A 24,260-nucleotide genomic window follows, 5' to 3' on the forward strand; every position below is an offset into this window, starting at 1 on the left:
CCTTGTACTTTTCATAAAATTTGGCCGGAGACATACGCCCCAGACTGCCATGGTATCTTCTCTCATTGTAGAACTCCATGTACTCATCAATGCGGTAATATGCCTCTTCAAAATATTCGAATGTGAAACGCCTGAAGAGATCACGTTCCAGGTTGCTGTGGAACGACTCGATAAATGCATTATAATTAGGTGACCTAGGAGGAATCCTCTCGTGAAAGATTTTATTCTCTTCGCAGAATTCACCAAAGTGGTTACTTACGAACTGAGGGCCGTTATCGGTACGAAGGACGATACAGTGCCCATCCTGCTCCTCTGGGGCCTTCAGACCTCTCCTGATAATGGCCTCCTTAAGCATTCCGGTTATGTCCTTCGCCTGGCATTTAGAGCCTCTGTAATAACCTACAATACGCCTATCAAACACATCGATGGCGCTTGCGATAAAGAAAAACCTTCGGCTTCCTTCAATTGACCCATATTTAATATCCAGTTGCCAATGCTGGTTCGGAGCTGTGACTAGTCGATTCCTGACAAGACGTCTGGGATACTTCGGGCTGCCTGTCCGGTGGGGAAGGAGAATTCCCAATTTGCCACATAGTCTAGCCACCTTTTTGTGGTTGATTCTAAGTTTGTGATGCTCCCTCAGATATTCTGTAAGATTCTTAACGCCGTAAGTCGCCCCATCTCCCTCAATCGCCTCCATGAGGAACTCCTCTATCTGTTCGTCTGAGATAATAATTCCTGCTTCAGTTACTGAGTAACCTGGGATTGGACGGCCCCTTTTTCCCTTGGTTACGATCTCTTCGTCGCTCCCCGCATGATAATAATATAAAGACCGATTTACTCCAGCTGCCTCTGCCAATTTAGTAATCGCAAACCCCTCCTCTGCCCATAACCTTATCTCTTCAAGGACCGTCAGGGCCGGGATTGGCTTTTTTTTAATAAATTCCTAAGCATAGCGACTTCAAGTTCTTTTTCACCAAGCAGTTTCATTGCCTGTTCGTATTTCGCCTTTAACTCTTCTTTCGTAGGTTCTATAGATAGTACCGCTGAGGCAGGGTCCTCCATCTGTCCTCTTACTTCATCTTCATATTCCTGAATCCACCTATTAAGAGTAGTACGATCGATACCTGCATGACGGGCAATAGAGGAATAATTCCCCGACTCAAGAGCTAGTCTGACATAGTTTTTTTTGACTTCCTCAAGAGCTGGTATTTTTCTGTTTGCCATTCTTCTCTCCCCCTAACTTCTTTTGATTTTCTTGACCCTAGTGTACTGTTTCTCTCAAGTAGGTGTCCAAAAGAATTAGGGGGTCGTAGAGAAATCGATGCAATCAGCTCAGTAATTGATGCAATCCCAGGAGTATTTGATGCAATCCGGGAAATAGGATGCATTCATCATTCTTATACATGCAAATCTCGCCCATATGAGGAAGTTGTGCAATCTGTACCTCTGGACCTGGTGAAAATTTTAGGTGTAATCACGAAAACTTTGATTAATCAGGGCATTTTTATCAAAAACTGCATGCAAAAAGGAAGCATCCAGCAGACTGCTTCCTCTTATCCCTTAAATTCAATTCTCTTTTTCCCTCAGCCGTTTTTCAAACTCCCCGGCACAAACCGGCTTGCCAAAAAAGTAGCCTTGGACATGGTGGCAGCCATGCTCCCGGAGGAATTCGAGTTCTTCCAGCGTTTCCACTCCTTCGGCGATGATTTCCATGTTTAGAAGCTGGGCCATCTTGATCATCGCGGAGGTGATGCTGGCATTTTCCGACTGGGCGGAAATATTACGGATGAACGACTTGTCAATTTTCAACCCGTCGAGCTTGTACGTATTCAAATAGGAGAAAGAAGAATAACCGGTTCCAAAATCGTCGATAAAAATCTTGATGCCCATTTTCTTTAATTCGCCGATCGTTTGTTTGACGTGTTCTTCATTTTTCATTAGGGAATTCTCGGTGCTCTCAATTTCAAAATTAATGGTACTTAATTCCCATTATAGAGGCTTACCTTGGAGTGGGTAAATAGCCTATAAATTAAAAACAGGGCCCAGTTGGCCCTAGTCGTTTTCGAGCTGGTCGTATGTTTCGTTAAACAGGTCGACGGCCATCAAGGCCAGCTCCTCATCACTTCCTGTTTTGCGGTTGATATGGAACATGATCTGGCTGTGCAGGTCCTTGATGCTTTTATCCGCAAGCCGGGAATTCCGTTTGAACCTTCCATGGATATGCTTGCGGTAACCCTGCCGGATCAGCTTTGGAATTCCGTTCCGCTCATCATAAATTTGCGAATAATACTCTTCAAAAGCCATGATCATACTTTGGTAAAACTCTATTTTTCTCTCTTTTTCCTCCGGTGACTGGTGTTTGTGTACAAGTTTTTTGCGCGGGAGCACACTGAGATATTTTTGCCACAGGCCAAAGGCCCCATTTAAAAACACACCAATCAAACTTCCAATCAGCAGACTGGAAGCCAGTGCAGCTAGAAACTGTGCTTTCAGGCTAGGTTCCATGGATGAAAACAGCTCTAACAGGTTCTCCATCTTTCCACCATCATCCTCTTGTAGGATCATTGAATCAGCTAGAATGCCAGTTTGGTAAAAACTTCAAAAATAGCTGACTTTTAATCATTCTAATGAATGGCCATCAGGGTGTCAATAAGAACGGCTGTTCAAAAGCTTGTCCATGCCCGGGCGGCGACTTTTTTCAAATTTTTTATTCCCTGCCCCGTCCTTTTTGCTTAAAAATCCCTATATAGAGAGTGAAGGGAGGTGATGGACAATGGCACAGGCATTTCTGAAAAATACAAGGATGACAATGGTATTCGAAACAGGAATGAATGAGAAAGGAGAACCGATTTACAAGGCAAAGACCTACACCAATATTAAAAGGCTGGCGACGGCCGATCAATTGCACCAGGCAGCCACAGCACTGGCGGCAATCAGTGCATTCCCGCTGAACTCTGTGGAGCGCACCGACAATTACGACATCATGTAATGACATTTTCAATGGAGGAAGGAGGTGAATAGAATGGCCAGAGTATTGGAGCTGCACTTCGTAACCAATCTTGGGAAAATCGCGAGAATCAACGTTGACCACCCGAAAGAGCCGGTTGATCCGGCAACCGTGAAGCTGGCGATGGAGCAAATGATCGCATCCAACGCTTTCTTCTCTAACGTCGGCGACCTGACAGCCGTCAGCGGCGCACGCGTGGTTGAACGCAATGTCACAAAGTATGAGCTTTAAGCCTGAGGGGCCGGTTTCCATTGGAAGCCGGCCTTTGCAAATACCCGTAAAAGGAGGATAAACCATGGAGCAGTTCATTCCGTTAATGAGCGAAGTCGGATTTCCAATTGTCGTCACATTGTACCTGCTGCACCGGATCGAAGCCAAGCTGGACAATGTCGTCCATTCCATCCAAACACTGCCCGAACGGATGAAGTAAAAATGGGTCCAATTTTCAAATTTGAAACCCAGGAAAAAATAAAAAATGTATTCTTTTTTTCATCAATGTCCCACAGCATTCGATAGAAGAATTTCTCCTATTGCCTCAGGAAAGCAAGATGCCCCCCAGTTTTCAAGGGAATATGGCGATGAAAAGCTGTCATGGATGGAAAGGATTCTGGACGCGTGCCGGGAATTAGTAAGCACAGGGATAGCACCCTAACATCTTTTGGAAAGGTAGTGAGATGAACGTATGATGCTTATTAAGCTACAGCGCAAGGTTCCTGCCCAAACCAGCCAGAACGAGGAGCCCGTCCGAAAGATCCAGCCGCGGGTAAAAGTTATGACGATGATGCGGATGCTGCAAGAAGTGGAAAGTGAAGCCCGGAAGCTGGCTTTACAAGGAGTCCTGGTCGCCAAGCAGGCCGGCAGGGTCGCCAGCCTGATCCGAATGCAAATCGAGGAAACGAAGAGAAAAGTGAGGGAATGCTCCGCGTCTTCCTTACAATTCATAGGTCCAGGTGACAGGACGGCAACTCTAATAGAGAGAGGAGGGATAATCTGTATCGTTGCCTAAAAAACTGAATAACACGGGAAAACGGGACAGGACGCCTGTCGCAAAAGAATTTCCCGGTGTGATTGCCTATATAGTGGCCTGCAGCCGCCCTCTGCAGGTTTTGGTCCAGGATCGGCCTGGAGTCCATATCTTTCAAAGCGCTTCCCGGTACCGGAAGCGCTTTTTTTACCTTCTGCGGATGAAGCGGACGTTCCACCGCATAATGGGAATGGCAATGATATAAAAGAGGAAGGAATACCATAGTTCCCAGCCTTTATAGGTTAGATAGCCCGATTTGATGGTAAGCCATTCAAAAAAGGTGGAGAGCACCACCCACAGAAGCCAATAAGGAATAAAGGATTTCCATTTTTCAGGCATATAGTTGGCAAAGACGATTCCAAAAAGCGGCGCCATGATCATTTTCACAAAAAGAGCTTCCGGGCTAACTTCGGGATCCTGGGCAAAATGGTAAAGGCCCAATATGGTCCCGAGAGTCAAATCAACGACAATTTCCACATAGGAAACAAAAATCCATAAAAAATAAATCTCCGGCCGTGACAGCCTTTTGGGCATAAACCAGACAAACACAGCAATCAATGCGGCAACAATATAGACAAAGGCCATGGTGCATCCCCTATTCACAAGACATATATCCCTAGTATGGTGGAAAATACCCCGAGTTAAACTCCAAAAGAAAAGAACCCCGCGTTAGTGAGGTTCTTTATCTGAATTCTTATTTCGATGTGCTTGTTTTATCCATGAACTTCAGCAGTTCTGTCAAGACCTGGCTGTAGGTGGATAGGCGCTCCTGGATACGGCCAGGGTATTCTGATTCAATGAATGCCAGGGTGTCATTTTTTGTGTGCCATACCCCGCCGTGTTTTTCGGTTTGAGTATACCCATCCATGTCGTCGATTTCCCAGTTGGTGGATTCAAAATAAGCAAACGGGATACCAAGACTGTTGAATGGCGCGTGATCGCTCCAGTCGCCAGTCGTTCCGGCCGGGTAATCAGGATTGAGGCCAGGGTTGATGCCGATATCAAGCTTTTTCTTTTCGGCAATGTTGAGGGCCTGTTCCCTCATGAAACCGGCGTCACCCGCACTGCCATGCACATACATTTTATCGCCGACCGCCAGGCTGTCAAGATTAATCATTCCAACCGTGGAGGCGATTTCTTCTGCACTCATTTGCTTTGCGTAGTATTTTGAGCCGTTAAGCCCGCCCTCTTCCGCTCCAAAAGCGATGAATACAATGGAGTATGGAGTTTTGATTTTGCTTAACACTTCCGCGACTTCAAGCATGACGCCGACACCTGAAGCATTGTCATCTGTTCCTTTTCCTGCTGCAACGGAATCATAGTGCGCCCCGACAATGACCTGCTTGTCGGACTTTCCTTGCTTATAGGCGACCACGTTGGCTGAATCATAACTTACCCCTCTTCTTATGAAAGAAAAAGGCTGAACCTCTGTTGCATAGCCCATGCGCTCAAACTGCTGCTTCACATATTCCTTCGCTTTTGCTTCCCCTTCTGTCCCGGTCACGCGGCTGCCGATCTTTTCGGATAGATACTTCGTATGCTCATACGCCATTGCACCAGTTTTATGTACCAAGGATTGATGATAGTTTACGGTAGCAGCTGAAGCTACGCTGACAGCCGTTGTGAACAAAAATAAGAACGCAATCATTGAAATGACCAGTTTCTTCTTCATTTATTTCCCCTTCTTTCTATAAAAATACAACTATATGAATTATTATAAATACTATTTTATAAATATACAAGTTTCTTACTGCCCTCTGTCGAAAAACTGCTAGTGCGGGTCCTATCATCCAACAATTTTCACGTAAAACCTGCGTTATATTGAAATTATCTTATTCTTATGGAGGAGTTTTTATGAAGAAAAAGAAATGGCTTAACGTTCTGTCGACTTCTTTTCTAGCTGCCAGTTTGCTGGCTGTGCCAACTGTCAGCGGTGCCCAGCCTTCAGCAACGCCTTCTCATCTAGCGGTTGAGTCTGTAAAACTATTAAACCATCAAGGACAGCAGATTAAAATTGCCAGGGACTCTTTTGGCGTTCCCCATGTGTATTCCGAAAGCGATACTGCCCTGTTTTTTGGCGCAGGCTATGCAATGGCAGAGGACAGGCTGTGGCAGGCTGAGCTCTCCAGGCTGGTAGCGAGCGGGCGAATGGCGGAGGTTTTCGGAAACGGCAAGGATAATGCCAATACTGCCCAGGATATTGTGATCCGCCGCGACGGCTATACTGATGAAGAAGCGCTGCAGCAGTTCAACTCCCTGCCGGACTATGTCAAACGCGGGCTGACCAGCTATATTGACGGCCTCAACCATTACATAGAAACAATGCCACCCGCTGCGCTGCCGCCAGAGTTTCGGGGGAAAAAGCCGCAAAAGTGGACTGTGCTCGATTCGCTCAAAGTCCAGCAGCTGATGGTCCGCCGGTTTGGGGAAAGCGGCGGAGGAGAACTGGACAAGCTTGCTTTGCTGAACAAACTTCAGGGGAAATTCGGCTCCGAAAAAGGATTGCAAGCCTTTCAGGAGGTGTACATGAAAAATGATCCCTCTGCCCCTGTTTCCCTTTACACCACAACCGACAAATCGGTGAAAAGAGCAGACAGGCATGCTGCGGACAAATTTCCAAATGCTGAGCTTGTCGCCAAGCAACTGGAACGCGAGCAGCAGATGAAGCTTGATATTGAAGCGAAGTACGGATTCCCCTCCAAAGGCGGCAGCAATGCCTGGGTCGTGAGCCCTTCACGTACTGAATCCGGCGGCACCCTCCTTCTTGGCGGTCCGCAAATGGGCTTTTCCGTACCGCAAATCGCTCATGAAGTAGGCATTCATGGAGCAGGGTACAACTCGGTCGGCATGGCGTTTGCGGGAGCAGGGCCGATTCCGCTGATCGGCCGCGGCAATGATTTTTCCTGGACCACGACCACCGGCTATGGGGACCAGATTGATACCTTTGTGTTAACCATCAATCCGGCCAACCCTGAGCAGTATTTTTACAAAGGAAAATGGAAGGATTTCGAAGTGAGGACGGAGACCATCAAGGTCGCAGGCAGCGGCGCTGTTCAGCACAAAGTTTACCGAAGTGTGCATGGGCCGGTCGTATTTAAGGATAAACAGGTTGCCTATACTCAAAGACGCTCGCACTGGGGCCAGGAAATTCAAGCCATGGTCGGTTTCTACGATTTCAACCGCGCCAGCAACATCAGGCAGTTTGAGAAAGCGGCAAGGAAAATTCCGACCTCCCACAACTTTCTGTATTCCGACAAGCAAGGAAACATCGGCTACTGGATTACCGGACAGAATGCGGTCCGTGCGAAGGGTACCGATAACCGCTTGCCGATGCTGGGGGATGGTTCCGAGGACTGGCAGGGCATCCAGCCTTTTGAAACGCTGCCGCAGGCTATTAATCCGGCTCAGGGCTATGTGGCCAACTGGAACAACAAGCCAAGCCCGGACTGGGAATATACCGAGGCAGCATTCGGGCCTACCCATCGCGCCAGGTTCATCATCGACCAGCTTGATTCTTTGGAAAAAGTCTCCTGGGAGGATATGGAGGAAATCAACAAAAAGGCCGGCCATATTGACTTGGATGCGTATAATTTTAAGAAGATTCTGTTGTCACTGGCTGAAGAAGGCGGACTCTCGGCTCAGGCTGCAAAGGCTGCCAAGCTGGTGGAAATATGGGATATGTACCAGTTTGACGACAATAAAGATGAGTTTTATGATGAAGCTGGATTGACGATTTTCAGAAGCTGGCTGAGCAATGTCAGGGCCACTGTATTCAAGGAGCTGCAGGATACCGGCGGACAGTCGGGCGACCTGCTGTACCACGTCCTCCACGCAGATACAAACAAGCTTGCCGCCAAATATGGCTTCCTTGGAGATCTGGATTTGAAGGAGATTGTCCGCAGCGGGCTTGAAAAATCGGTCCGCGACCTAGCAGCGCAGAACCAGGACAAAGAGATGGAAGTTTGGCTGACCAAGACTGCCAAAATAAACTTCCAGCAGCTTGGAGCCGTTGGGGTGGAACCAATCCTCAACATGAACCGTGGCACGTATAACCAGATCGTCGAATTCACCAAGAATGAGGCGAAAAGCGTGAACATCCTGCCGCCAGGCCAAAGCGGCAACCCGTTTTCCCCGCATTTTGATGACCAAAGGAAGCTGTACGCCGACTGGGAATACAAACCGATGGTGCTGGATTTGCTGAAGCAAAATAAGAAATAATCGTTCACAGGCCCCTTTCCTTTTTGGAAGGGGCTTTTCTTGCGTGGCTATGTGTTTTAATCCGGGGATCCTAGTGCCTGTCACATGTTTGACACAGGTTTTTCAAATAAAGCGATTATTTGATGCAATCCGGGTAAAATTGATGCAATCCCTCTAGTAATTGATACAATCTCGCTGATCATTGATGCAATAACCCACTTTTATGATGTGAAAGCCAGTATTCATCGGGGAATGATACTTTTTTACGACGGAATAACCACTTTTTATGATGTGATGCCTATTTATTAACCCATGTAACAGCTATTCTGCAAGCAAGCAGCCACTTTTAAGAATCAATTACATAAAAAAAGAGAAGTGCATGGCGCACTTCCCTCTATTAATGTTCCCGTCGCTTCGGAATTCTTCCAATTCCAAGCTCCTTGGATTCCTTGCTTAATGCCTTGGCCAGGCTCCAGGCCATCAGCCCCATGATGATAGAGAATGGTAAGGCTGCGATGATCATCGTGTTCTGCAAGGCCATAAGTCCACCGGAGTAAAGCAGGACAAGGGCTGTGGCCGACAGCAAGACTCCCCATACGAGCTTTATGCGGTTTCCTGGCGTCAGCGAGCCATTGGTGGTCATCATTCCAAGGACATACGTCCCGGAATCGGCCGAGGTGATAAAGAAGACACCTATCAGAATCAAGGCCAGAATAGATGTTACCCACGGAAGCGGAAAGTTGGCTAAAACGCCGAATAGCGCTTCCTCGGTCGCCAGCTCCGAAATCGCGGCAACTCCCTGATGCTCCAGCGAAATGGCCGTTCCGCCAAAGGTTGAGAACCAGAGGAATCCGATCACAGATGGAACAAGCAGGACTCCAAAGATGAATTCGCGAATGGTCCGCCCTTTAGAAACTCGAGCTATAAAAATTCCTGTGAATGGTGCCCAGGCGATCCACCATGCCCAATAGAAAATCGTCCAGCCATTGATCCATTCACGTACATCGGCATCCAGCGGAGAAATTCGCAAGCTCATCGCCGGCAGATTCTGAATATACGTGCCAACGGAATTGGTGAACAGATTCAAGATGAACAAGGTAGGTCCCATGATAAACACGAACAAAAATAAGGCTGCAGCCAGAATCATATTCGTATTGCTCAGAATTTTAATTCCTTTGCCCAGTCCTGTCATCGCTGAAACCATAAATAACACGGTGACAATGATTACAATGATGAACTGAGTCAAAAAGTTTGCAGGAATTTCAAAGAGGTAGGTTAACCCACCATTTATTTGTACAGCTCCAAGTCCCAAAGTTGTGGCAATGCCTGTCACTGTTGCGACAACGGATATAATATCGATTACCTTCCCGGTTTTGCCCCGGGCATATTTGCCGAGGACCGGCTCAAGCGTGGCGCTGATCAATGCAGGCTTGCCATGCCTGAAATTGAAGTAGGCCAGCACCATGGCAACAAGCCCGTAAATCGCCCAGGCATGAATTCCCCAGTGGAAGAAGGTATACCGCATCGCATCACGGATTGCCGCATCCGTGCCCGGCTCCCCGCCAGTCGGAGTCGAAATCATGTAGTGGGAGATCGGTTCTGCCGTTCCCCAAAACACAAGGCCGATTCCCATCCCGGCACTGAAAAGCATTGCAAACCACGACATCCTCGTAAATTCAGGCTTGTCATCCTGCTTGCCAAGCTTGATTTTCCCAAGCGGGCTTATCAGGAAATACAAACATATAATAACGACAAGCGAAACGAACAATAAATAATACCATCCAAACGACTTTGTTATGAAGGTTTGAATATTCGCCGTCACGCTTTCAAGGCCCTCCGGAGCAAATACCCCGACAAGCACCATCAACAGCAATATTCCCGTTGAAATATAAAATACCGTAGTATTCTTTTTCATTTAATAACTCCCTTCCTGCTCTCTCTGTCTTTTTGGGCACCATATATTACCGTAACATATATACCCGTTTTAAAACCAAATATCTGCATAGTGCACGGATTTAGTCTGCCTTAATTAGAAGAAAGTATGTGATAGAAGACACTGTCGGACCGTTTTTTTCCTATTGATGAGTTTTTCCAGAAGCTTTTGCTGTCAAACCCCGATACAATGTCACTGACTCGACAAATTCAGGACCTATTAAACCAAAAAATAACAAGAATAACCAAAATGATACCAACTGGTAACGAAACTAGTAAAAAATTGAAATATTAATGTAATATTCCTGTGGTAAGGTAGTGCTACTGAGACAAAAGGAGAGTTAAAACGTGAAAAAACTATTAGTTACTCTTGTTGTTGCTCTGTCCATTGCCCTTGGAACCGCGAATTTTGCATCTGCTGCATCGAATACATATACAGTAAAAAGTGGAGATACTCTCTACAGAATTGCCAAATCAAATAAAACCAGCGTCAAGAATCTTAAGAGCTGGAACAACCTGAAGTCTGATACCATCTATCCGAAGCAGAAGCTGAAGGTGACTGCGCCGGCGAAGAAAACAAGTGCTGGTGCCAAGAAAACAACAGCGTCTGCCAAAGCAAAAGCACCAGCCAAGAAAGCAACACCCGTGAAGGCCGCTTCCCAGAAGCCAAGCAGGAATCAGGTCAAGAAAACGCTGACTGTCTCGGCATCCGCTTTTACAGCGAGCTGCAAAGGCTGCTCCGGCATCACCTATACCGGAATCAACCTGAAGAAGAACCCTCATATGAAGGTCATTTCTGTTGACCCTAAAGTCATCCCGCTTGGATCGAAGGTTTATGTTCCTGGCTACGGAACGGCTATCGCCGCCGACAAAGGCAGCGCCATTAAAGGAAACAGAATCGACGTATTCATGCCTAAATACAATGACGCCATCAAGTGGGGCCGCAAAACGGTCACCGTTCAAATTTTGAAATAAGCAGGAAAAGAGCCCGTCCAGGGAATGGACGGGCTCTTCTTATTCCTATTTCTTTTTATCATACCGGTAAAACGTGCCGGATGTCCGGCAAAGCAATGTTCCCTCTTCGTTTTTCACTTCCGCTTCCATGAAGGAAACCTTGTATCCGTCTTTTATGTAACGGGCGGTGGCGGTCAGCTTTCCGGCTGCTGCCGCGTTGAAGTAGGATGTTTTAAGTTCCAGCGACACATAGGGCACATCCTTGTGCCGGAAGTTCAAATGCCCCATAGCGCTATCTGTGATGAACGTGAAAATGCCGCCGTGCACGATTCCTGCCGGATTATGCATAAAGTCCGTAACCGGGCATGTGATCGTGCAGGTCTTGGCTTCATCGTCATAATCAAACTGGAAATCCAGCAGCTTGAACATAAAAATACTTTCGGGCTTGATGGCATAGGTGTCATACACCATTTCCATATGGGCCATGAATTCCTGTTTATCCATGCTTTATCAGCTCCTTTTCCATGCCTTCCCTCTTTCCTATCATATCACAATAATCTGAATTTTGAGATAAGTTGTACATATGAAACTTCTTGGCTGCCCATCCGTCTTATAATAAATGGGGGTGTTGGAATGAGAAAACTTAAGATGATGTTTATCGCGGCGGCACTTGTGCTGCTTAGCGGCTGCTCTCTTCTCACTGAAGTGAATGATTCGGTTGATTATGCCAATACGGCGATAGATCATATTGGAAACCTGAACGCCTTTGCCGAGGAAGCTCCACAAATGATCCAGGAAGCAATGACTAACCCGGCGGTAAAGGAAGAGCTTGAAGCCCGGCTGGTCACGCTCAAGCAGGACATTGAACAATTCATCTCCCTGGATGAGATTCCGGCCGTTGCGGAAAGCATCCATCAGGAGCTCGTTGCGAAAAATGAAGAACTTCTTGGCCAAATCAACTCTGTCCTTGAAAATGGGAATCTCGCTTTGGATAAGCTGGAAAGCTCCCGGCTCGTCACGACCATCAATGAAGTGACACAGCTTTTAAACCGGATTGAAAATCTTGCGCCATAAAGAGCCTTTTGCAAGGCTCTTTTTTTTGCAGGAAATCCTTTACATTTCCTGCTGGGCAGGATAGAATTTCTATATACCTAAAATTTCTAGGTAGGTGAAAAGAATGTTCAACCGTGAATTGGTGAAAGGCAGTACATCGCTGCTCCTGCTTCAGCTGCTCGAGGAGCGGGACATGTACGGCTATGAGCTGGTAAAAGAGCTGGAGAGCCGCAGCGGGAACGAGTTCTCCGTGAAGGAAGGCACGCTGTATCCTGCGCTGCACAAACTCGAAAAGCAGGAATACATTGAATGCTACTGGCAAGAGCAGGAAAAGGGGCCTGCGCGGAAGTATTACAAAATCACCGGCGCCGGGAAAGAGATGCTGGTGGAGAAAACCCGCGAATGGAATGACTTTGTTTCGGTCATGAACAAGCTGATGGGGAGAAAAAAACATGGAAGAGCTGAAGGCTGAGTTTTTAAGCGAACTGGCAAAAGGCCTGGGAGAGCATCAGGAAAAAGCTTCGATTTTAACTGAATATGAGGGGCACCTCGATGAACTCCTGCTCAGCCTACGTGATATGGAGGACAAAGCCCAGGTGCGCGGGGAGATCCAGTCCCGGTTTGGCACTCCGGAAGAGATTGCCGCGATTTGGCGGGAGGAGCTTACAGTGACACCAAGCAAGATGAAATGGCTGTTCATCGCAGTGAATGTCCTGTTCTTCGCAGGCGGCGGCGCGCTGACGCTTGCCCATAACCTGCTGGACTGGAGCTGGCTCAGGCTGCTGTGGGCGGAACTTACCTCCTTTCCGATACTGATTGCGCTGATTTACATGTTCTTCTGGGCGCTGCTTGGCTATGAAATTGGCAGGGGGTTCGGCCATAAAGGCAAAAAGCTGATGAGGCGGACGTTTATCCTGGCCCTGATCCCGAACCTGACACTGATGGCCTTGACCGTCTTCCAGATCATTCCGCATGAATGGTTCGATCCGCTGCTCAAGGAAACCTTTATCCTTCTTTGCATATTTTTGACGATTCTCTTATATCCGCTTTGCCTGGTCAGCTACAGGTGGGGAAAAAAAGCTTCAGTCTGAGCTTTTTTTTGAATATATACCTAGTAATTCTATATACATAGAATAACTTTAATGGAGGTTTTACAAATGGAAGTAAAATTGGAAAAGCAGGACTGGATGTTTCTGTTGCTGTGCCTTGTGCTGGGGGTTGCGGCCGAGGAGGCCTTCTTCCGCGGCCAAGTCGGAATCTCTTACCTCGTTTTCATTGCAGTGTTTTACGCGCTGTTTTTCTGGAGGTTCCGGCGGTTTGCGTTTTCGCACCAGCGCTTTGGCTATCTGGTGCTGATCGCAATCTGGCTGTTGGCTGCGAGTTATTATCTTTATGATTTTAATGCCTTCCACGTCCTGAATCTGCTGGTGATCCCCGCTTTGGTGATTTTTCATCTTGCCTTGATTACCGCTCCGCAAAAAATGCCCTGGAACAACTTTAGCTTCCTGGGATACGCCCTGGTCCGGCTTGGGGAAGGCCTCCGTTTCAGCGCGCTTTTCGCGGGTTATGCCGGGAAGCTTCTAAAACATGGCAGCAATCCGAAGCAATATGATGTATGGAAAAAGGTGCTGATTGGTATTGGCATCTCGGTGCCATTCCTGGTTGTCGTGCTAAACCTGCTGGTTTCGGCGGATGCCGAGTTTGAGCGGCTTTTGAACCATTTGCCAAATCTCTTGAGCTTTAACCCCGAATACGTATTCCGCCTTGGCGTTGTGCTAATTTACACTTTTGGGTTCTTTGGTTTCATGCAGGTTTTATCGAAAAAGCCGGCAGCTGCAGCAAACAAGAAGAGTGTGCTGGAGTCCATTACGCTCGACGGGGTCATCATGCTGACTGTGCTGGTGCTCCTTGATTTGGTGTATGTTTTGTTTGTGGGTGTGCAGTTCAAGTATTTTTTCAGCGGGACGCTCGAGGCCGGCTACACGTACGCGGAGTATGCCCGGCGCGGATTTTTTGAACTGGTGTTTGTCACGCTGATCAATCTGAGCGTCACCACCCTTGTGATTACTTTTACGAAAAGCGTTCACGGCCTGATGAAAAAGGCCATCTCCCTCACTTTGACCCTGCTGGTGCTGTCAAGCGGCGTTCTGCTTGTGTCTGCGTTTATAAGGATGAGCTTGTACGAGCAGGCCTATGGATTCACGTTCACACGGATGCTGGTTCACTTCTTCATGGTGTTTTTAATGGTCATCCTCTCCTATACGCTGGTGAAAATCTGGCTAGGAAAGCTGTCGCTGTTCCATTTTTATATCGTCGCCTCGCTGATTTTTTACACCGGGATCAATATCGTGAATATCGATAAAATCGTGGTTGACCTGAACCTTGAGCGCTACGAAAAAACCGGGAAGATTGACATCCAGTATCTGAACAGCCTCTCTTCCACCGGAATTCTCGGACTGATTGAACTGTATGAAAAGAACCCGGATGTGCCGGAGCTGAAAGAGCTGCTGATCCAGCGGAAGGAAGAAAGACATTTTTTGAAAGGAGATGCCTGGCAGTCGGAGAACCTGATGCGGAGCGCAGCATATGACCGGCTGGGTGAGCTGGAGCTGTAATGCAGGTGGCTTGTGGGTGTGGAGGAAACTTTACATTATCTTTAAAAAACAATTGAATAAATCATTGAAATTAGGGGATATGCATTAAGAAGTCTTTTAAAGGAGGCATATGGATGAAAAAACTACCTAAGGTTGTTTCAACTTTATTCCTGGCAGGGACGCTTGCCGCGTGCGGGGCCAACAACGACACCAACGACACGCCAGCTCCGCCACAGGACAACAACAATGCGACCCAGCAGGAAAACAACAATAATAATAACCAGGGGAACAATGCCAGCCAGCAGGAAAACGCCAGCCAAAACGCACAAACCACTTTCAACTTTACTGATTTCGATCTGGATGTGGATTATGGCAGCCAGGAATCCTATGAAGTGGACTATGAGCACGAAAAAGAAGAAACAGAAACAAAGCTGGAGGATGACCGCAACAACATCCAGCTGGAAGGACAGGAAGCTTTTGACCAGCTTCGCCCTCAGTTGGAAAAGCTGACATTTGACCAAAACACTTCTGATGACGAGGTCATTTCCGAGGTGCTGAAAGCTTTCAGCCTTGGCGACGATTACAAGGAATTTGAGCTCGAAGTTAAATTCAACGATGGAACAGAAAAAGAATATAAGCATAAGAAATAGGGACAGATTTGCTGTCCTTTTTTCATGTGCTGGATGGCAATGGGTGTTCGGGTTAGTGGGAGCCCCCTGTCACACCTTGGACACAGGTTTGACAAATAAAACGAAAAATTGATGCAATAATCCCGGGAATTGATGCAATAACCAGAGTAATTGATGCAATTCCGGTGAAAATTGATGCAATCACGCGCCCCGCATCCAAAAAAACCAGCCTGGCTGCCTCTGCCAGGCTGGTTTTTGCCTACTCTAGTGAGTTCTCGATCTTATAATCCTGTCTTTTTTCCGCAATCCAGGTGGAATAGCGGTTCTGGACCTCCTGGCCAAACAGGATGTCCTCTATTTGGGCTTCATGGTCTTCGTATTTGGCTTCTTTCGCGTCCTTTTTGTCCGTTACTTTGATAATGTGGTAGCCGTGCTCCGTTTTGACCGGGTCGCTGATTTCGCCCGGCTTCATCGCAAAGGCCGCTTTTTCAAACTCGGCCACCATGTCTCCCTTGGCAAAGAAGCCAAGCTCCCCGCCATTCTCTGCGGAGCCGTCTGTGGAGTATTCTTTTGCCAGTTCAGCAAAATCGCCGCCGTCCGCGAGCTTTTCAGCGACTTCCTTCGCGGTTGCTTCATCCTCGACGAGGATATGGCTGGCTTCCACCTGCTCCTGCTGGTCAAAGGTCGCCTTGTTTTTATCAAAATAGGCTTTCTTGTCTTCATCGGTAATCTCAATTTCAGGCCCAAGCAATTTTTCAATCAAAAGATAGTACTTTATATCCTGCTTCAAATTTTCCTGTGTTATGCCGCTTTGCTTCAGTGCGGCGTCAAAGGCTTTGTTGCCGCCATATGAGTCAATATACACCTGGAGTTCATCGTCGATTTCCTGGTCGGAGACTTTTACCTTCTCCTTCTCGGCTTCCATTTCAATGATTTTATTATCAATTAAAAGGGACAAGGTACCTTTTCCATATGGTGTGACAAGAGCCTGGTACAGTTCATCCTTCGTGATGGACTGGCCGTCGACGCTCGCAACCGCATCCTTATTGGAAAAAGCCGAACCGAAAATCAAGGCAGCCGCAACTAGAACGACTCCCGCTAGTACAATATAAAACTTCCTGGATTTAAACAATGTTATTCCCCCAATTAACTTCAGCATTCTCCAAGGATAACCCCCAAATATGAACAAATTATGAACAAGCTATTGCCGCGGTGTGAAAATCACTCCTTAACCTTTCTGTAATCATTTTTAACTTTTAGGAAACCCATTATTTTCGGGGGAGGATTATGATGAGGTTGCAGGGAAAATAAAAAATGGGCCGGGATTTATGTGAACAAAGAATTTCTCGCTTTTCTCGCAATTGTCCTCATTTCAGCGGTGGTGATTCACTTCCTTTTCTTTCTCATCATTGCATACTTAGTAAGGTGATAAAAAACCCCCTCAACCAGCCAGGTTGAGGGGGTTTTACCATTAAAACGTGCCCGGCTCGGACGAGATTCGCCAGCCGGCTTCGGTTTTCTGGATTTCGATTGGAACAAGCTCGTAGCTTAGGGAGCTGCCGAGCGGCACTTTTATATCGACCTTTTTCACTTCGCTGTTTCCGCTCACCTGGACGACTTCGGCCTTTTCAAAATTAGCGAGCGAGCCGCCATCAGCGTTAGGCTGTGCGAGCCGTCCTTCATGCTCAATGAACTTCATTCTTTTCACAAACGACTGAATCGAATCCGAGGTGAAGCTTTCCGACAAATAGGCTGTCAGCTTATGAATGCTGTCGAGGTCGGTCCCCATATGCCGGTAATCGAGATCATCGTAGGTGAACATCTCCAGTTCGCCGCCGGGCATCTTTCCGCCGCTGGCCACATACCAATATTGATTGGTCGCCTGTTTTACAAGCTTTGTGATGCTGTCTTCCTCCAGGCTGCGATAGCTTGGATACACCAATCCCGGCCTGATGCTCGAAACTAGCTTATCGCGGAGAGCAGCCTCTTCATTGGAAATCCTGCTAACTTCAGCACCTTCTTTTTCCACGAAGAACAGCAGCTCATCGGTCTCGGCAATTTTCTCCAGGGAGTCCTCTTCCCTTTCCACATACATATCTTTCGAGAAGACGGACACCGTGAACAAACTTCGGTAATGGCTGCGGGATACGGTCACCCTGTAGCTCGCTTCGGGGCCATTTTCTTCTTTTATCATCAGGTCGGGAACCATCTCTTTCGGGACACTCATCGTAAAACCGGCACTGCGGACTTCGTACAAAAAGTCGCTGGAATGGCCTTCAAGCTGCGCCAAAATGCTCTCCTGCAGCTCGGTGAAGGCTTCATAGGAAGGAATGACGATTTTCTGCTGCATTCCCCTTTGGATGCTCCGGTACGCCAATTCGGGGTGTTTGGCCTTTAAATGGGCATCGGCAAGGTAATACCAGTAATAGGCAGCGTCCGGAACAGCCTCTGTCCGCCTTTCATAATACTGGACCACCCTTGGAAAGTAGGCAGGATAGCGATGCTTATCAAGGATAAAGCCGTTCTTTTCCCACTTCAGCAAATCCACCTCGAACGCATCGACCACATCTTTTTTCCAGACTGCGAGCCGCGACTGGAGGTCGCCTTCAAAGTCGATCAACTCCAGCTGGTGGAAATTCAGCTTTTTCAGCTGCTGAAACTTGCCATTTTGATTTTGGTAGATTTCAAGGACATTGCCGGCGAGGTTGCCGACCTTCCAGCCTAGCAGCAGCTCTGGAACGCCGTCACCGGTGATATCATTGGTGCTGGCCCAGCTGATTTCATAGCCGGAGCCTTTTACGGTGAATGCCTTTTTCCAGTCCTGCCCTTCCTGCTGCAAGACGAACGCACCTACCTGATTGTGGCTGTCCCTCGCATGATAAAGGACCACCACCTCGTCTTTGCCGTCGGCGTCAAAATCGGCCGGCAATACCGAGTCCTCGCCGATCGGCGCACTTGGCACCGAAAGCACTGTGCCTCTTGGAACATGGCTCCGGGCGAGAGCGGCAAGGTTTTCTTGGCTGCCGGCCTCTGCGCTAACCGTGCTTGGGGCCTGAATCAAACTTGAAGGCTCAGGCAGCAATCCACAGCCGCCAAGCAGCAGGGTGCCTGCCGCCAGCAAGGCCGCCAGTCTGCTTTTCTTCATCAACTACACCTCTTTTTCATAAAAGGTTTACAGCGGCAGCCGGATTTCGGCCGTCGTGCCAACGCCTTCCTTGCTTGTCAGGGAGAACTGGCCATGATGGCCTTTGACGATTTCTTCACAGATGGCCAATCCCAGCCCGGTTCCGGCTCCCTTTGATTTTCCTTTATAAAACGAGTTTCTGACACTGTTTATTTCATCATCAGGGATGCCTTTGCCGCTGTCCGCCACCAAAATGACCGCGTCATGGGCCTCTTCCTTCAGCTTAAGGAGGATCTTTCCGCCAGGGGCCGTGAACTTCAGCGCATTATCAGCCAGGTTGATGAGCGCCTGCTTCAGCCGGTTTCCGTCTGCCTTCATCACTCCGATGTCCACGCTGATTTCCGCTTCCAGCTGCACCCCTTTTTCCTCCGCTCTAGGCTGGAGCTGGTGGACCACTTCCTGAATTAGCGCCCCGATTTTTACATCATGAAACATAAAGCTCAGCTTTCCGCTCGATAAGCTCGATAGATCAAGCAGGTCGGTCACAAGGGCGTTCAGGCGGTCGCTTTCATTGGAAATGATCTCAAGGCCTTCCCTGTGGAACTCATCTTCTGTCAGGGAATGGAACGTAACGGCCCAGCCCTTGATGGAAGTCAGCGGTGTCCGCAAATCATGGCTGACGGAGGCAATGAACGTATTTTTCACCTTTTCATGCTCCTGGACCTGCCTCGCCATGTAATTGAGCGTTTCCGCGAGCTTGCCGATTTCATCGTCCTTTTTCGTGTGGATCCTGGTCGAGAACTCACCGGAAGCCATCTGTTCCGCAGCCTGTGTGATCTGGCTGACCGGCTTCGTGATGGTGTTTGCGAGGAAGAAGCTGAGGATTGCGGCAACAATGATAACAATTCCGCCAATCGATAAAAGGAGCACCGTGTTTTTAAGATACACTTCTCCCATCGGTTCGAGGGATGTCGTCAGCCGGATTGCGCCGACACTCGTCCCCCCGGACTCCAGCGGGAAAGAGACGCTCATCACCTTTTCACCGTCAAGATTGCTGGTAAGAAAAGCAACCGAGCCGTTCAGGCTGCTCTGGACATCCTCGAAATAGAGCATATTTCCGTTCGTGCTTTGATGTGTCTCGGCGACGATTTTTCCGTTCATGTTGATCAGCTGGACATGGGCATCCACAAGAAACTGGTATTGATATAAAAATTCCTCAGCGTTTTCGGAAAAGGAGCCTTCCATCAATTCCTGCTCATAAAAGGAGGCAAACATCGCTCCCTGGTCCCTGAGCGCCTGCTTGACTCCTTCCTGGTAATAATAGATGAGGGCCGAGAGAATGATGGTTTCAAAGAGAATGACGGTAAAAAGGATCAATAATAGATAGCTCCAGACCAGCCGCCGTTTTATTCCTTTCTTCATCCCTCCTGCCCGCTTTCCTGAAAGCAATAGCCAAAGCCCCAGATCGTTTTGAGGAACACAGGGCATGACGGAGTCTCTTCAATTTTCTCTCTCAATCTGCGAATATGGACATCGACCGTCTTCACATCGCCGAAATAATCAAGCCCCCAGATCTCATCCAGCAGGTCACCGCGGGTGATCGGCTCGTTCAGCCTTTCGAGGAACAGCCTCATCAGCTGGAATTCCCTTGCCGTCAGCTTGAGCAGTTTGCCATTTTTATAGACTCGCTGGTTCTTGACTTCGAGGACAAACGGACCTGCCGAAAGCTTTGCCGGCTTTTGCGGCTTTAGCGAATCGAGATGGGATCGGCGGAGGACCGACCGGATTCGTGCCACAAGCTCGAGCGGGTTGAATGGCTTCACAATATAATCGTCCGCGCCAAGTTCTAGCCCCATGATTTTCTCCATATCCTGCCCCCTTGCCGACACAATGATGATCGGAAGCACCGGATAGCGTTCCCGCAGCTGGCCGCAAATCTCAAAACCGTCCATATCGGGAAGGTTCAGGTCCAGCACCACGAGCGATGGCTCCTCCTCCTGGACAAGCTTTAATGCCATTTTCCCATTTTCCGCTTCCATTACCGTAAAATTGGACCTCTGCAAATTGAACACCATCAGCTTGCGAATCGAACTCTCATCCTCCACCACCAGCACTTTCCCATCACTCATGGCCATAACCCCACCTATTCTCTAGTATCCTTTTAATTATATTTTACAACGGAGGAAATAGATGGAAAATAAGAATATTTTTAGCTGGCCTTCAATGGGGATTGTCCGCCTCCCCCACTCATGAATTTCTTCAGCTTCTTCAATGCCCGGTGCTGTGTCGTTTTCACCTTGCCTTCACTCCAGTGCAGCGCTTCCGCTGTCTCGGCGATGGTCAGCTCCTGCTGGTACCGAAGGATCATCACCATCCTCTGGTCGACGGTGCATTGGTTTAGCGAGCTGTATACGAGGCGAACTTCCTCCTTCTCCAGGGCAATCTCTTCCGGCAAGGGCGATGTGTCTTTCACCTGGTCGGTCATCTCGCCCAAAAACATCATCGCCTTCCGCTTCAGGCTTTGCTGCTGCCTAAAGTAGTCGATCGCCACATTGCGGGCAATCGCAAACAGCCATGTCTTTTCGCTGCTTTTCCCCTCAAACTTCCCATGTGCCTTCCAGACACGGATATATACCTCCTGGACCAGGTCCTCCGCCTGCTCCCGGCTGCGTACCATATAAAATAAAAACTGGAACAGCATCTTATGATACTTTTCATATAACTCGTTAAACATCTTTTCTTCCATTTCCCCACCCCAATATCAAGCTCTTTTTACGTACATCATAAATCCTCGCCAGGAAAAAAGGGTTACAAAGTTGTAACAGAATTGGCCCAATTTCGTGGGGGTGAGGTAAAGGGTGCGGGGGAACCGGGAGCTTGTCACAATTTGGACACAGGTTTTTCGATAAAACTCATTTTATGATGCATAAATGTCAGGAATCGAAGCATAAGTCCCGCTAATTGATGCAATAACGCAGGTAATTGATGCATACACCAAAAACGGCCTGGCGGGGACAGTAGGAAAGCCCCGGCCTGGCCGTCTTTTTTATAAAAATCAGTTCCTTAATATGATGAAAATCAGGTAGCCAATATAAACGGCGGCCAAAATGATGCCTTCCACCTTGGAAATCTTGAATCTGGAGCGTGAAAACACCAGCAAAACGAGCGTTAACACAATCATGACCACAGTATCGGTAAAAATTTTACCGTTTACGGCCAATGGCGAGATGGTCGCCGAGGCCCCAAGCACAAACAGGATGTTGAAAATATTGCTGCCAACGATATTACCGAGTGCGATTTCGCTTGCCTTCTTCATCGCCGCGGTAATCGAGGTGATCAGCTCGGGCAGCGAAGTTCCGACCGCGACAATCGTCAATCCGACCAGCGTTTCGCTCATGCCGACCGCGAGCGCAATCTCCGTTGCGTTGTCGACCACCAGGTCACCGCCGAAGATGATCGCCGCCAGACCGCCAAGCGTGAATAAGGTGTTTTTCCCCCATGTAACGCCAGCTACGTCCTCTGCCCTCACCGGCTCACGGTTGTTTCGTGCGACTTCAAAAATATAGTACAAGAAGATGGCAAAGAACAGCAGCAGGATGATCCCTTCGGTGCGCGTGATCAGATTGGTGCCAAACCCCTGGAGAGCAACATCGCTGATGAGCACCCACAGCACCACACTGGCCAGCAGGGTGAACGGAATTTCCTTTCGGATTGTGTCGGTTTCGACTTTTAATGGATTGATCATCGCCGTGATGCCGACAACCAGCGTGATGTTAAAGATATTGCTTCCGACGACATTTCCAATGGCGACATCGCTGCTGCCCTCGAGCGCGGCAATGATGCTGACCGTCGCTTCCGGCGAGCTGGTCCCAAAAGCCACGATCGTCAGACCGACCAGCAGCGGCGGCACCCGCATCAGCTTAGCCAGGTTGGATGCACCTTCCACAAAATAGTCCGCACCCTTGATCAACAGGGCAAACCCAATGATTAACAGAATATACGTCACTAGTCTCTCTCCTTCTTTGTACCAGAAGTTTCCTTTATCATGTAGAATAGCAAAATTTTACAACAAAACAAAATGATTTCACAAGTATTATCTTCCCAGTCGCTGTGAAGGAAAAACATTCTTAACGGAAGGGGTGCTGCGGCCACATTAGAAAAGGCTGCCAGCAATCCGGCAGCCCATATATCGTGGTTATTCAACTTTTTTAATCCAAAAAGTCCTCCCGCTGCGGGGTGAATACGTCCAAGATCACCGAGTTTTCTTCAAGTGCTTTTACACCATGGAGCGTATTGGCAGGGATGTAAATGCTGTCGCCCTTGGCTACTGTCCGGATATCTCCGGCCAGGTTGAATTCGAAGCTTCCATCAATAATGTAGCTTACCTGCTCATGGTGATGGGAGTGCATGCTGCCAATGGCGCCCTCTTTGAATGTCACTTCGACCATCATCTGACTGCCGCCATGGCCGAGCATTTTCCGGGTGACTCCTTCGTCGGCCAGAACAGAGTGAACTTCTTTTCCCAAAACAAACATTTCCTAGCTCCTCCCTCTTTTAGGTATGTCAATCAGATAAAGATTGCAGCTCCCCTCCCGATCGGAGGTGAACAGCACCTTTTCATTATTCCAGCTGAAGGTTGGATGGCAGTGGGTTTGCTGGGTATTCCAGCTGGTTCCGTGCGTGCATAACGTTTGGATTTCCGCCTGTTCCCTGCTGATATCAATCAGCACGAGGTCCTCAACTTCATCCCCGACGAGAAGCGTATTGTCCCGGTTGCTGTGATAGTGGTTGCAATAATAAGGCAAATCGATTTTTTTAAGCAATGTGCCCTTTTCATCTGCCAGGCCCACAAAGGGAATCTGGCCCGTTTCTTCCGCACTTTGAATCGTGGCCTGCGTCTTGTTGATGGTAATCGTGCCGTCATGTCCTTTGCGGCGGTTATCAAAAAAGATTTTGCCGTCCGTGGTCCAGAATTCATGGCCGATGCAGTCATCCTCATCCTGGCGGAACACCGGGCGCGGCGACCGCGAGCGGGTATCCAGCAGCCAAATCCGCTGGTGCACCAGGTTCCACGGGCCTTCATGGCAGAAGGTGGCAAGGGAGCTGTTGACTGGTGAGAATTGAAAATGCCCCAGCCAATGAGTGTCTTCGTACACATCAAAGACCTCGCTTCCGTCCATGGAAATCAGCGTGATCCAGCCTTTTTTGGTCGCATACATCGTTTCTTTAAAGCCCCGGTAGTTGGCGCCCCTCTCAATTGGAACTTGTTCATTCCTTGCCATGCCAATATACTTTTTATCGGCCGAGATATGCGGGTGGCCAAGCTGGATGTCCGGTTTTCCCTCGTAAAGGACCTTTGTTTCCAAGGTGGACGTATCCAGCTTCTTCAGCTGTCTGCCGGTGACATAGACAATTACATCACTTTCACGTGTTTTTGTGTGAAAGCTCGGCACAATACCTTTGGGTTCGTCTGTCAGCTGGGTCATGACCCCTGATTCAAGCTTCATTTTAAAAAGGTTATAGACCTTAGGGACTTCCGAAGAACGGTCGGATAAAAAATAAATCTCTTTGTCATCTGCCGAAAAAGAATTATCTGTAAAATAAAAATGGTAATTGTTTGAGCCATGAGATGTTAATTGTTTAACGATGTTCCCCGTTTTTGGGTCAGTGAATTCTTTAAATTCCGGGGGAAATTCCTTTACGACCATATTCATCCCGCCTTTTCTCAAACTAGAAGCATCCT

The 24,260-nt window shown here is 48.1% G+C and carries 27 protein-coding genes; 11 read left to right on the top strand and 16 right to left on the bottom strand.

Features of this window, described 5'->3' with window-relative positions; all coding sequences use genetic code 11:
* From WQ57_RS23405 to WQ57_RS23420, 4 genes are all read right to left on the bottom strand, one after another.
* Positions 1–859: IS3 family transposase (locus tag WQ57_RS23405; protein ID WP_052948826.1), on the bottom strand; the 859-nt coding region annotated here is incomplete at its 3' end.
* A gap of 53 nt (positions 860–912) precedes the next feature.
* A complete protein-coding gene (locus WQ57_RS23410; RefSeq protein WP_046522972.1) occupies positions 913–1,227 on the bottom strand; it encodes a helix-turn-helix domain-containing protein in 315 nt (104 codons plus the stop codon).
* 342 nt (positions 1,228–1,569) lie between these two features.
* A complete protein-coding gene (locus tag WQ57_RS23415) occupies positions 1,570–1,977 on the bottom strand; it encodes an EAL domain-containing protein (RefSeq protein WP_338151921.1) in 408 nt (135 codons plus the stop codon).
* Between the two features lie 78 nt (positions 1,978–2,055).
* On the bottom strand, positions 2,056–2,538 hold the full coding sequence (locus WQ57_RS23420; RefSeq protein WP_046526060.1) for a hypothetical protein: 483 nt from the start codon (positions 2,536–2,538) through the stop codon (positions 2,056–2,058).
* A gap of 238 nt (positions 2,539–2,776) precedes the next feature.
* Between WQ57_RS23420 and WQ57_RS23425 the strand changes: the two genes are divergently transcribed.
* The 4 genes from WQ57_RS23425 (at position 2,777) to WQ57_RS23440 (ending at position 4,016) form a co-directional block, all read left to right on the top strand.
* Positions 2,777–2,992 (top strand): DUF1659 domain-containing protein, encoded by a 216-nt coding sequence (locus WQ57_RS23425; RefSeq protein ID WP_046526061.1) that lies wholly within the window; start codon positions 2,777–2,779, stop codon positions 2,990–2,992.
* A 33-nt stretch (positions 2,993–3,025) separates the two neighbouring features.
* Entirely contained in the window at positions 3,026–3,241 is a 216-nt protein-coding gene (locus WQ57_RS23430) for a DUF2922 domain-containing protein (RefSeq protein ID WP_046526062.1), read from the top strand.
* A gap of 64 nt (positions 3,242–3,305) precedes the next feature.
* Positions 3,306–3,440, top strand: a complete 135-nt coding sequence (locus WQ57_RS23435; RefSeq protein ID WP_046526063.1) for a YvrJ family protein — start codon at positions 3,306–3,308, stop codon at positions 3,438–3,440.
* A 252-nt stretch (positions 3,441–3,692) separates the two neighbouring features.
* On the top strand, positions 3,693–4,016 hold the full coding sequence (locus tag WQ57_RS23440) for a hypothetical protein (protein ID WP_046526064.1): 324 nt from the start codon (positions 3,693–3,695) through the stop codon (positions 4,014–4,016).
* Between the two features lie 165 nt (positions 4,017–4,181).
* Here WQ57_RS23440 and WQ57_RS23445 read toward each other — a convergent pair whose 3' ends face one another.
* Positions 4,182–4,619, bottom strand: coding sequence for a CBO0543 family protein (locus tag WQ57_RS23445; protein WP_046526065.1), 438 nt, complete (start codon positions 4,617–4,619; stop codon positions 4,182–4,184).
* 109 nt (positions 4,620–4,728) lie between these two features.
* Positions 4,729–5,706 (bottom strand): M20/M25/M40 family metallo-hydrolase, encoded by a 978-nt coding sequence (locus tag WQ57_RS23450; protein ID WP_046526066.1) that lies wholly within the window; start codon positions 5,704–5,706, stop codon positions 4,729–4,731.
* A gap of 182 nt (positions 5,707–5,888) precedes the next feature.
* Here WQ57_RS23450 and WQ57_RS23455 point away from each other — a divergent pair, with 182 nt between their 5' ends.
* Positions 5,889–8,252 (top strand): penicillin acylase family protein, encoded by a 2,364-nt coding sequence (locus WQ57_RS23455; protein WP_046526067.1) that lies wholly within the window; start codon positions 5,889–5,891, stop codon positions 8,250–8,252.
* 376 nt (positions 8,253–8,628) lie between these two features.
* On the opposite strand, the gene WQ57_RS23460 is transcribed toward WQ57_RS23455, so the two are convergent.
* On the bottom strand, positions 8,629–10,146 hold the full coding sequence (locus WQ57_RS23460) for a glycine betaine uptake BCCT transporter (protein WP_046526068.1): 1,518 nt from the start codon (positions 10,144–10,146) through the stop codon (positions 8,629–8,631).
* A 365-nt stretch (positions 10,147–10,511) separates the two neighbouring features.
* Here WQ57_RS23460 and WQ57_RS23465 point away from each other — a divergent pair, with 365 nt between their 5' ends.
* Positions 10,512–11,138: a 3D domain-containing protein gene (locus WQ57_RS23465; protein WP_046526069.1), complete on the top strand. Its 627-nt coding sequence runs from the start codon at positions 10,512–10,514 to the stop codon at positions 11,136–11,138.
* Between the two features lie 45 nt (positions 11,139–11,183).
* On the opposite strand, the gene WQ57_RS23470 is transcribed toward WQ57_RS23465, so the two are convergent.
* Positions 11,184–11,621: a PaaI family thioesterase gene (locus WQ57_RS23470; RefSeq protein ID WP_052948858.1), complete on the bottom strand. Its 438-nt coding sequence runs from the start codon at positions 11,619–11,621 to the stop codon at positions 11,184–11,186.
* Positions 11,622–11,750: 129 nt separating this feature from the next.
* Here WQ57_RS23470 and WQ57_RS23475 point away from each other — a divergent pair, with 129 nt between their 5' ends.
* The 5 genes from WQ57_RS23475 (at position 11,751) to WQ57_RS25820 (ending at position 15,414) form a co-directional block, all read left to right on the top strand.
* Complete coding sequence (locus WQ57_RS23475; RefSeq protein ID WP_052948859.1) at positions 11,751–12,191, top strand: DUF6376 family protein; 441 nt, start codon at positions 11,751–11,753, stop codon at positions 12,189–12,191.
* 103 nt (positions 12,192–12,294) lie between these two features.
* A complete protein-coding gene (locus WQ57_RS23480; RefSeq protein ID WP_046526071.1) occupies positions 12,295–12,642 on the top strand; it encodes a PadR family transcriptional regulator in 348 nt (115 codons plus the stop codon).
* A complete protein-coding gene (locus WQ57_RS23485; protein WP_046526072.1) occupies positions 12,623–13,261 on the top strand; it encodes an HAAS signaling domain-containing protein in 639 nt (212 codons plus the stop codon). The genes WQ57_RS23480 and WQ57_RS23485 overlap by 20 nt, the downstream gene beginning before the upstream one ends.
* Positions 13,262–13,327: 66 nt before the next feature.
* Positions 13,328–14,785: a DUF4153 domain-containing protein gene (locus tag WQ57_RS23490; RefSeq protein ID WP_046526073.1), complete on the top strand. Its 1,458-nt coding sequence runs from the start codon at positions 13,328–13,330 to the stop codon at positions 14,783–14,785.
* Positions 14,786–14,898: 113 nt separating this feature from the next.
* Complete coding sequence (locus WQ57_RS25820) at positions 14,899–15,414, top strand: YusW family protein (protein ID WP_052948860.1); 516 nt, start codon at positions 14,899–14,901, stop codon at positions 15,412–15,414.
* A 238-nt stretch (positions 15,415–15,652) separates the two neighbouring features.
* Here WQ57_RS25820 and WQ57_RS23500 read toward each other — a convergent pair whose 3' ends face one another.
* The 8 genes from WQ57_RS23500 to WQ57_RS23540 all read right to left on the bottom strand — a co-directional run bounded on the left by WQ57_RS23500 (position 15,653) and on the right by WQ57_RS23540 (position 24,225).
* Complete coding sequence (locus tag WQ57_RS23500; RefSeq protein WP_338151920.1) at positions 15,653–16,525, bottom strand: foldase protein PrsA; 873 nt, start codon at positions 16,523–16,525, stop codon at positions 15,653–15,655.
* Between the two features lie 339 nt (positions 16,526–16,864).
* Positions 16,865–18,538: a DL-endopeptidase inhibitor IseA family protein gene (locus WQ57_RS23505; RefSeq protein WP_046526075.1), complete on the bottom strand. Its 1,674-nt coding sequence runs from the start codon at positions 18,536–18,538 to the stop codon at positions 16,865–16,867.
* Between the two features lie 27 nt (positions 18,539–18,565).
* Entirely contained in the window at positions 18,566–19,939 is a 1,374-nt protein-coding gene (locus tag WQ57_RS23510) for a sensor histidine kinase (RefSeq protein WP_046526076.1), read from the bottom strand.
* Positions 19,936–20,646, bottom strand: a complete 711-nt coding sequence (locus tag WQ57_RS23515; protein WP_046526140.1) for a response regulator transcription factor — start codon at positions 20,644–20,646, stop codon at positions 19,936–19,938. Before WQ57_RS23515 ends, WQ57_RS23510 begins: the two co-directional genes overlap by 4 nt.
* A gap of 80 nt (positions 20,647–20,726) precedes the next feature.
* Positions 20,727–21,263: an RNA polymerase sigma factor SigX gene (locus tag WQ57_RS23520; protein WP_046526077.1), complete on the bottom strand. Its 537-nt coding sequence runs from the start codon at positions 21,261–21,263 to the stop codon at positions 20,727–20,729.
* A gap of 309 nt (positions 21,264–21,572) precedes the next feature.
* Positions 21,573–22,523, bottom strand: a complete 951-nt coding sequence (locus WQ57_RS23525; protein WP_046526078.1) for a calcium/sodium antiporter — start codon at positions 22,521–22,523, stop codon at positions 21,573–21,575.
* Positions 22,524–22,725: 202 nt separating this feature from the next.
* Positions 22,726–23,052 carry a cupin domain-containing protein gene (locus tag WQ57_RS23535; protein WP_046526080.1) on the bottom strand — a complete coding sequence of 109 codons (327 nt, stop codon included), beginning with the start codon at positions 23,050–23,052 and terminating at the stop codon, positions 22,726–22,728.
* A 3-nt stretch (positions 23,053–23,055) separates the two neighbouring features.
* On the bottom strand, positions 23,056–24,225 hold the full coding sequence (locus WQ57_RS23540) for an oligogalacturonate lyase family protein (protein ID WP_046526141.1): 1,170 nt from the start codon (positions 24,223–24,225) through the stop codon (positions 23,056–23,058).
* Positions 24,226–24,260 lie beyond the last annotated feature (35 nt).

Source organism: Mesobacillus campisalis (assembly GCF_000986785.1).
GTDB classification, from domain to species: Bacteria; Bacillota; Bacilli; order Bacillales; family Cytobacillaceae; genus Mesobacillus_B; species Mesobacillus_B campisalis.

Excerpts from the sequence above, each read along its gene's own strand:
- WQ57_RS23410 (WP_046522972.1), bottom strand. The coding sequence starts at position 1,227 with ATGGCAAACAGAAAAATACCAGCTCTTGAGGAAGTCAAAAAAAACTAT.
- WQ57_RS23420 (WP_046526060.1), bottom strand. The coding sequence starts at position 2,538 with ATGGAGAACCTGTTAGAGCTGTTTTCATCCATGGAACCTAGCCTGAAA.
- WQ57_RS23425 (WP_046526061.1), top strand. The coding sequence starts at position 2,777 with ATGGCACAGGCATTTCTGAAAAATACAAGGATGACAATGGTATTCGAA.
- WQ57_RS23430 (WP_046526062.1), top strand. The coding sequence starts at position 3,026 with ATGGCCAGAGTATTGGAGCTGCACTTCGTAACCAATCTTGGGAAAATC.
- WQ57_RS23435 (WP_046526063.1), top strand. The coding sequence starts at position 3,306 with ATGGAGCAGTTCATTCCGTTAATGAGCGAAGTCGGATTTCCAATTGTC.
- WQ57_RS23440 (WP_046526064.1), top strand. The coding sequence starts at position 3,693 with ATGATGCTTATTAAGCTACAGCGCAAGGTTCCTGCCCAAACCAGCCAG.
- WQ57_RS23445 (WP_046526065.1), bottom strand. The coding sequence starts at position 4,619 with ATGGCCTTTGTCTATATTGTTGCCGCATTGATTGCTGTGTTTGTCTGG.
- WQ57_RS23450 (WP_046526066.1), bottom strand. The coding sequence starts at position 5,706 with ATGAAGAAGAAACTGGTCATTTCAATGATTGCGTTCTTATTTTTGTTC.
- WQ57_RS23455 (WP_046526067.1), top strand. The coding sequence starts at position 5,889 with ATGAAGAAAAAGAAATGGCTTAACGTTCTGTCGACTTCTTTTCTAGCT.
- WQ57_RS23460 (WP_046526068.1), bottom strand. The coding sequence starts at position 10,146 with ATGAAAAAGAATACTACGGTATTTTATATTTCAACGGGAATATTGCTG.
- WQ57_RS23470 (WP_052948858.1), bottom strand. The coding sequence starts at position 11,621 with ATGGATAAACAGGAATTCATGGCCCATATGGAAATGGTGTATGACACC.
- WQ57_RS23475 (WP_052948859.1), top strand. The coding sequence starts at position 11,751 with ATGAGAAAACTTAAGATGATGTTTATCGCGGCGGCACTTGTGCTGCTT.
- WQ57_RS23480 (WP_046526071.1), top strand. The coding sequence starts at position 12,295 with ATGTTCAACCGTGAATTGGTGAAAGGCAGTACATCGCTGCTCCTGCTT.
- WQ57_RS23485 (WP_046526072.1), top strand. The coding sequence starts at position 12,623 with ATGGAAGAGCTGAAGGCTGAGTTTTTAAGCGAACTGGCAAAAGGCCTG.
- WQ57_RS23490 (WP_046526073.1), top strand. The coding sequence starts at position 13,328 with ATGGAAGTAAAATTGGAAAAGCAGGACTGGATGTTTCTGTTGCTGTGC.
- WQ57_RS25820 (WP_052948860.1), top strand. The coding sequence starts at position 14,899 with ATGAAAAAACTACCTAAGGTTGTTTCAACTTTATTCCTGGCAGGGACG.
- WQ57_RS23505 (WP_046526075.1), bottom strand. The coding sequence starts at position 18,538 with ATGAAGAAAAGCAGACTGGCGGCCTTGCTGGCGGCAGGCACCCTGCTG.
- WQ57_RS23510 (WP_046526076.1), bottom strand. The coding sequence starts at position 19,939 with ATGAAGAAAGGAATAAAACGGCGGCTGGTCTGGAGCTATCTATTATTG.
- WQ57_RS23515 (WP_046526140.1), bottom strand. The coding sequence starts at position 20,646 with ATGAGTGATGGGAAAGTGCTGGTGGTGGAGGATGAGAGTTCGATTCGC.
- WQ57_RS23520 (WP_046526077.1), bottom strand. The coding sequence starts at position 21,263 with ATGGAAGAAAAGATGTTTAACGAGTTATATGAAAAGTATCATAAGATG.
- WQ57_RS23535 (WP_046526080.1), bottom strand. The coding sequence starts at position 23,052 with ATGTTTGTTTTGGGAAAAGAAGTTCACTCTGTTCTGGCCGACGAAGGA.
- WQ57_RS23540 (WP_046526141.1), bottom strand. The coding sequence starts at position 24,225 with ATGGTCGTAAAGGAATTTCCCCCGGAATTTAAAGAATTCACTGACCCA.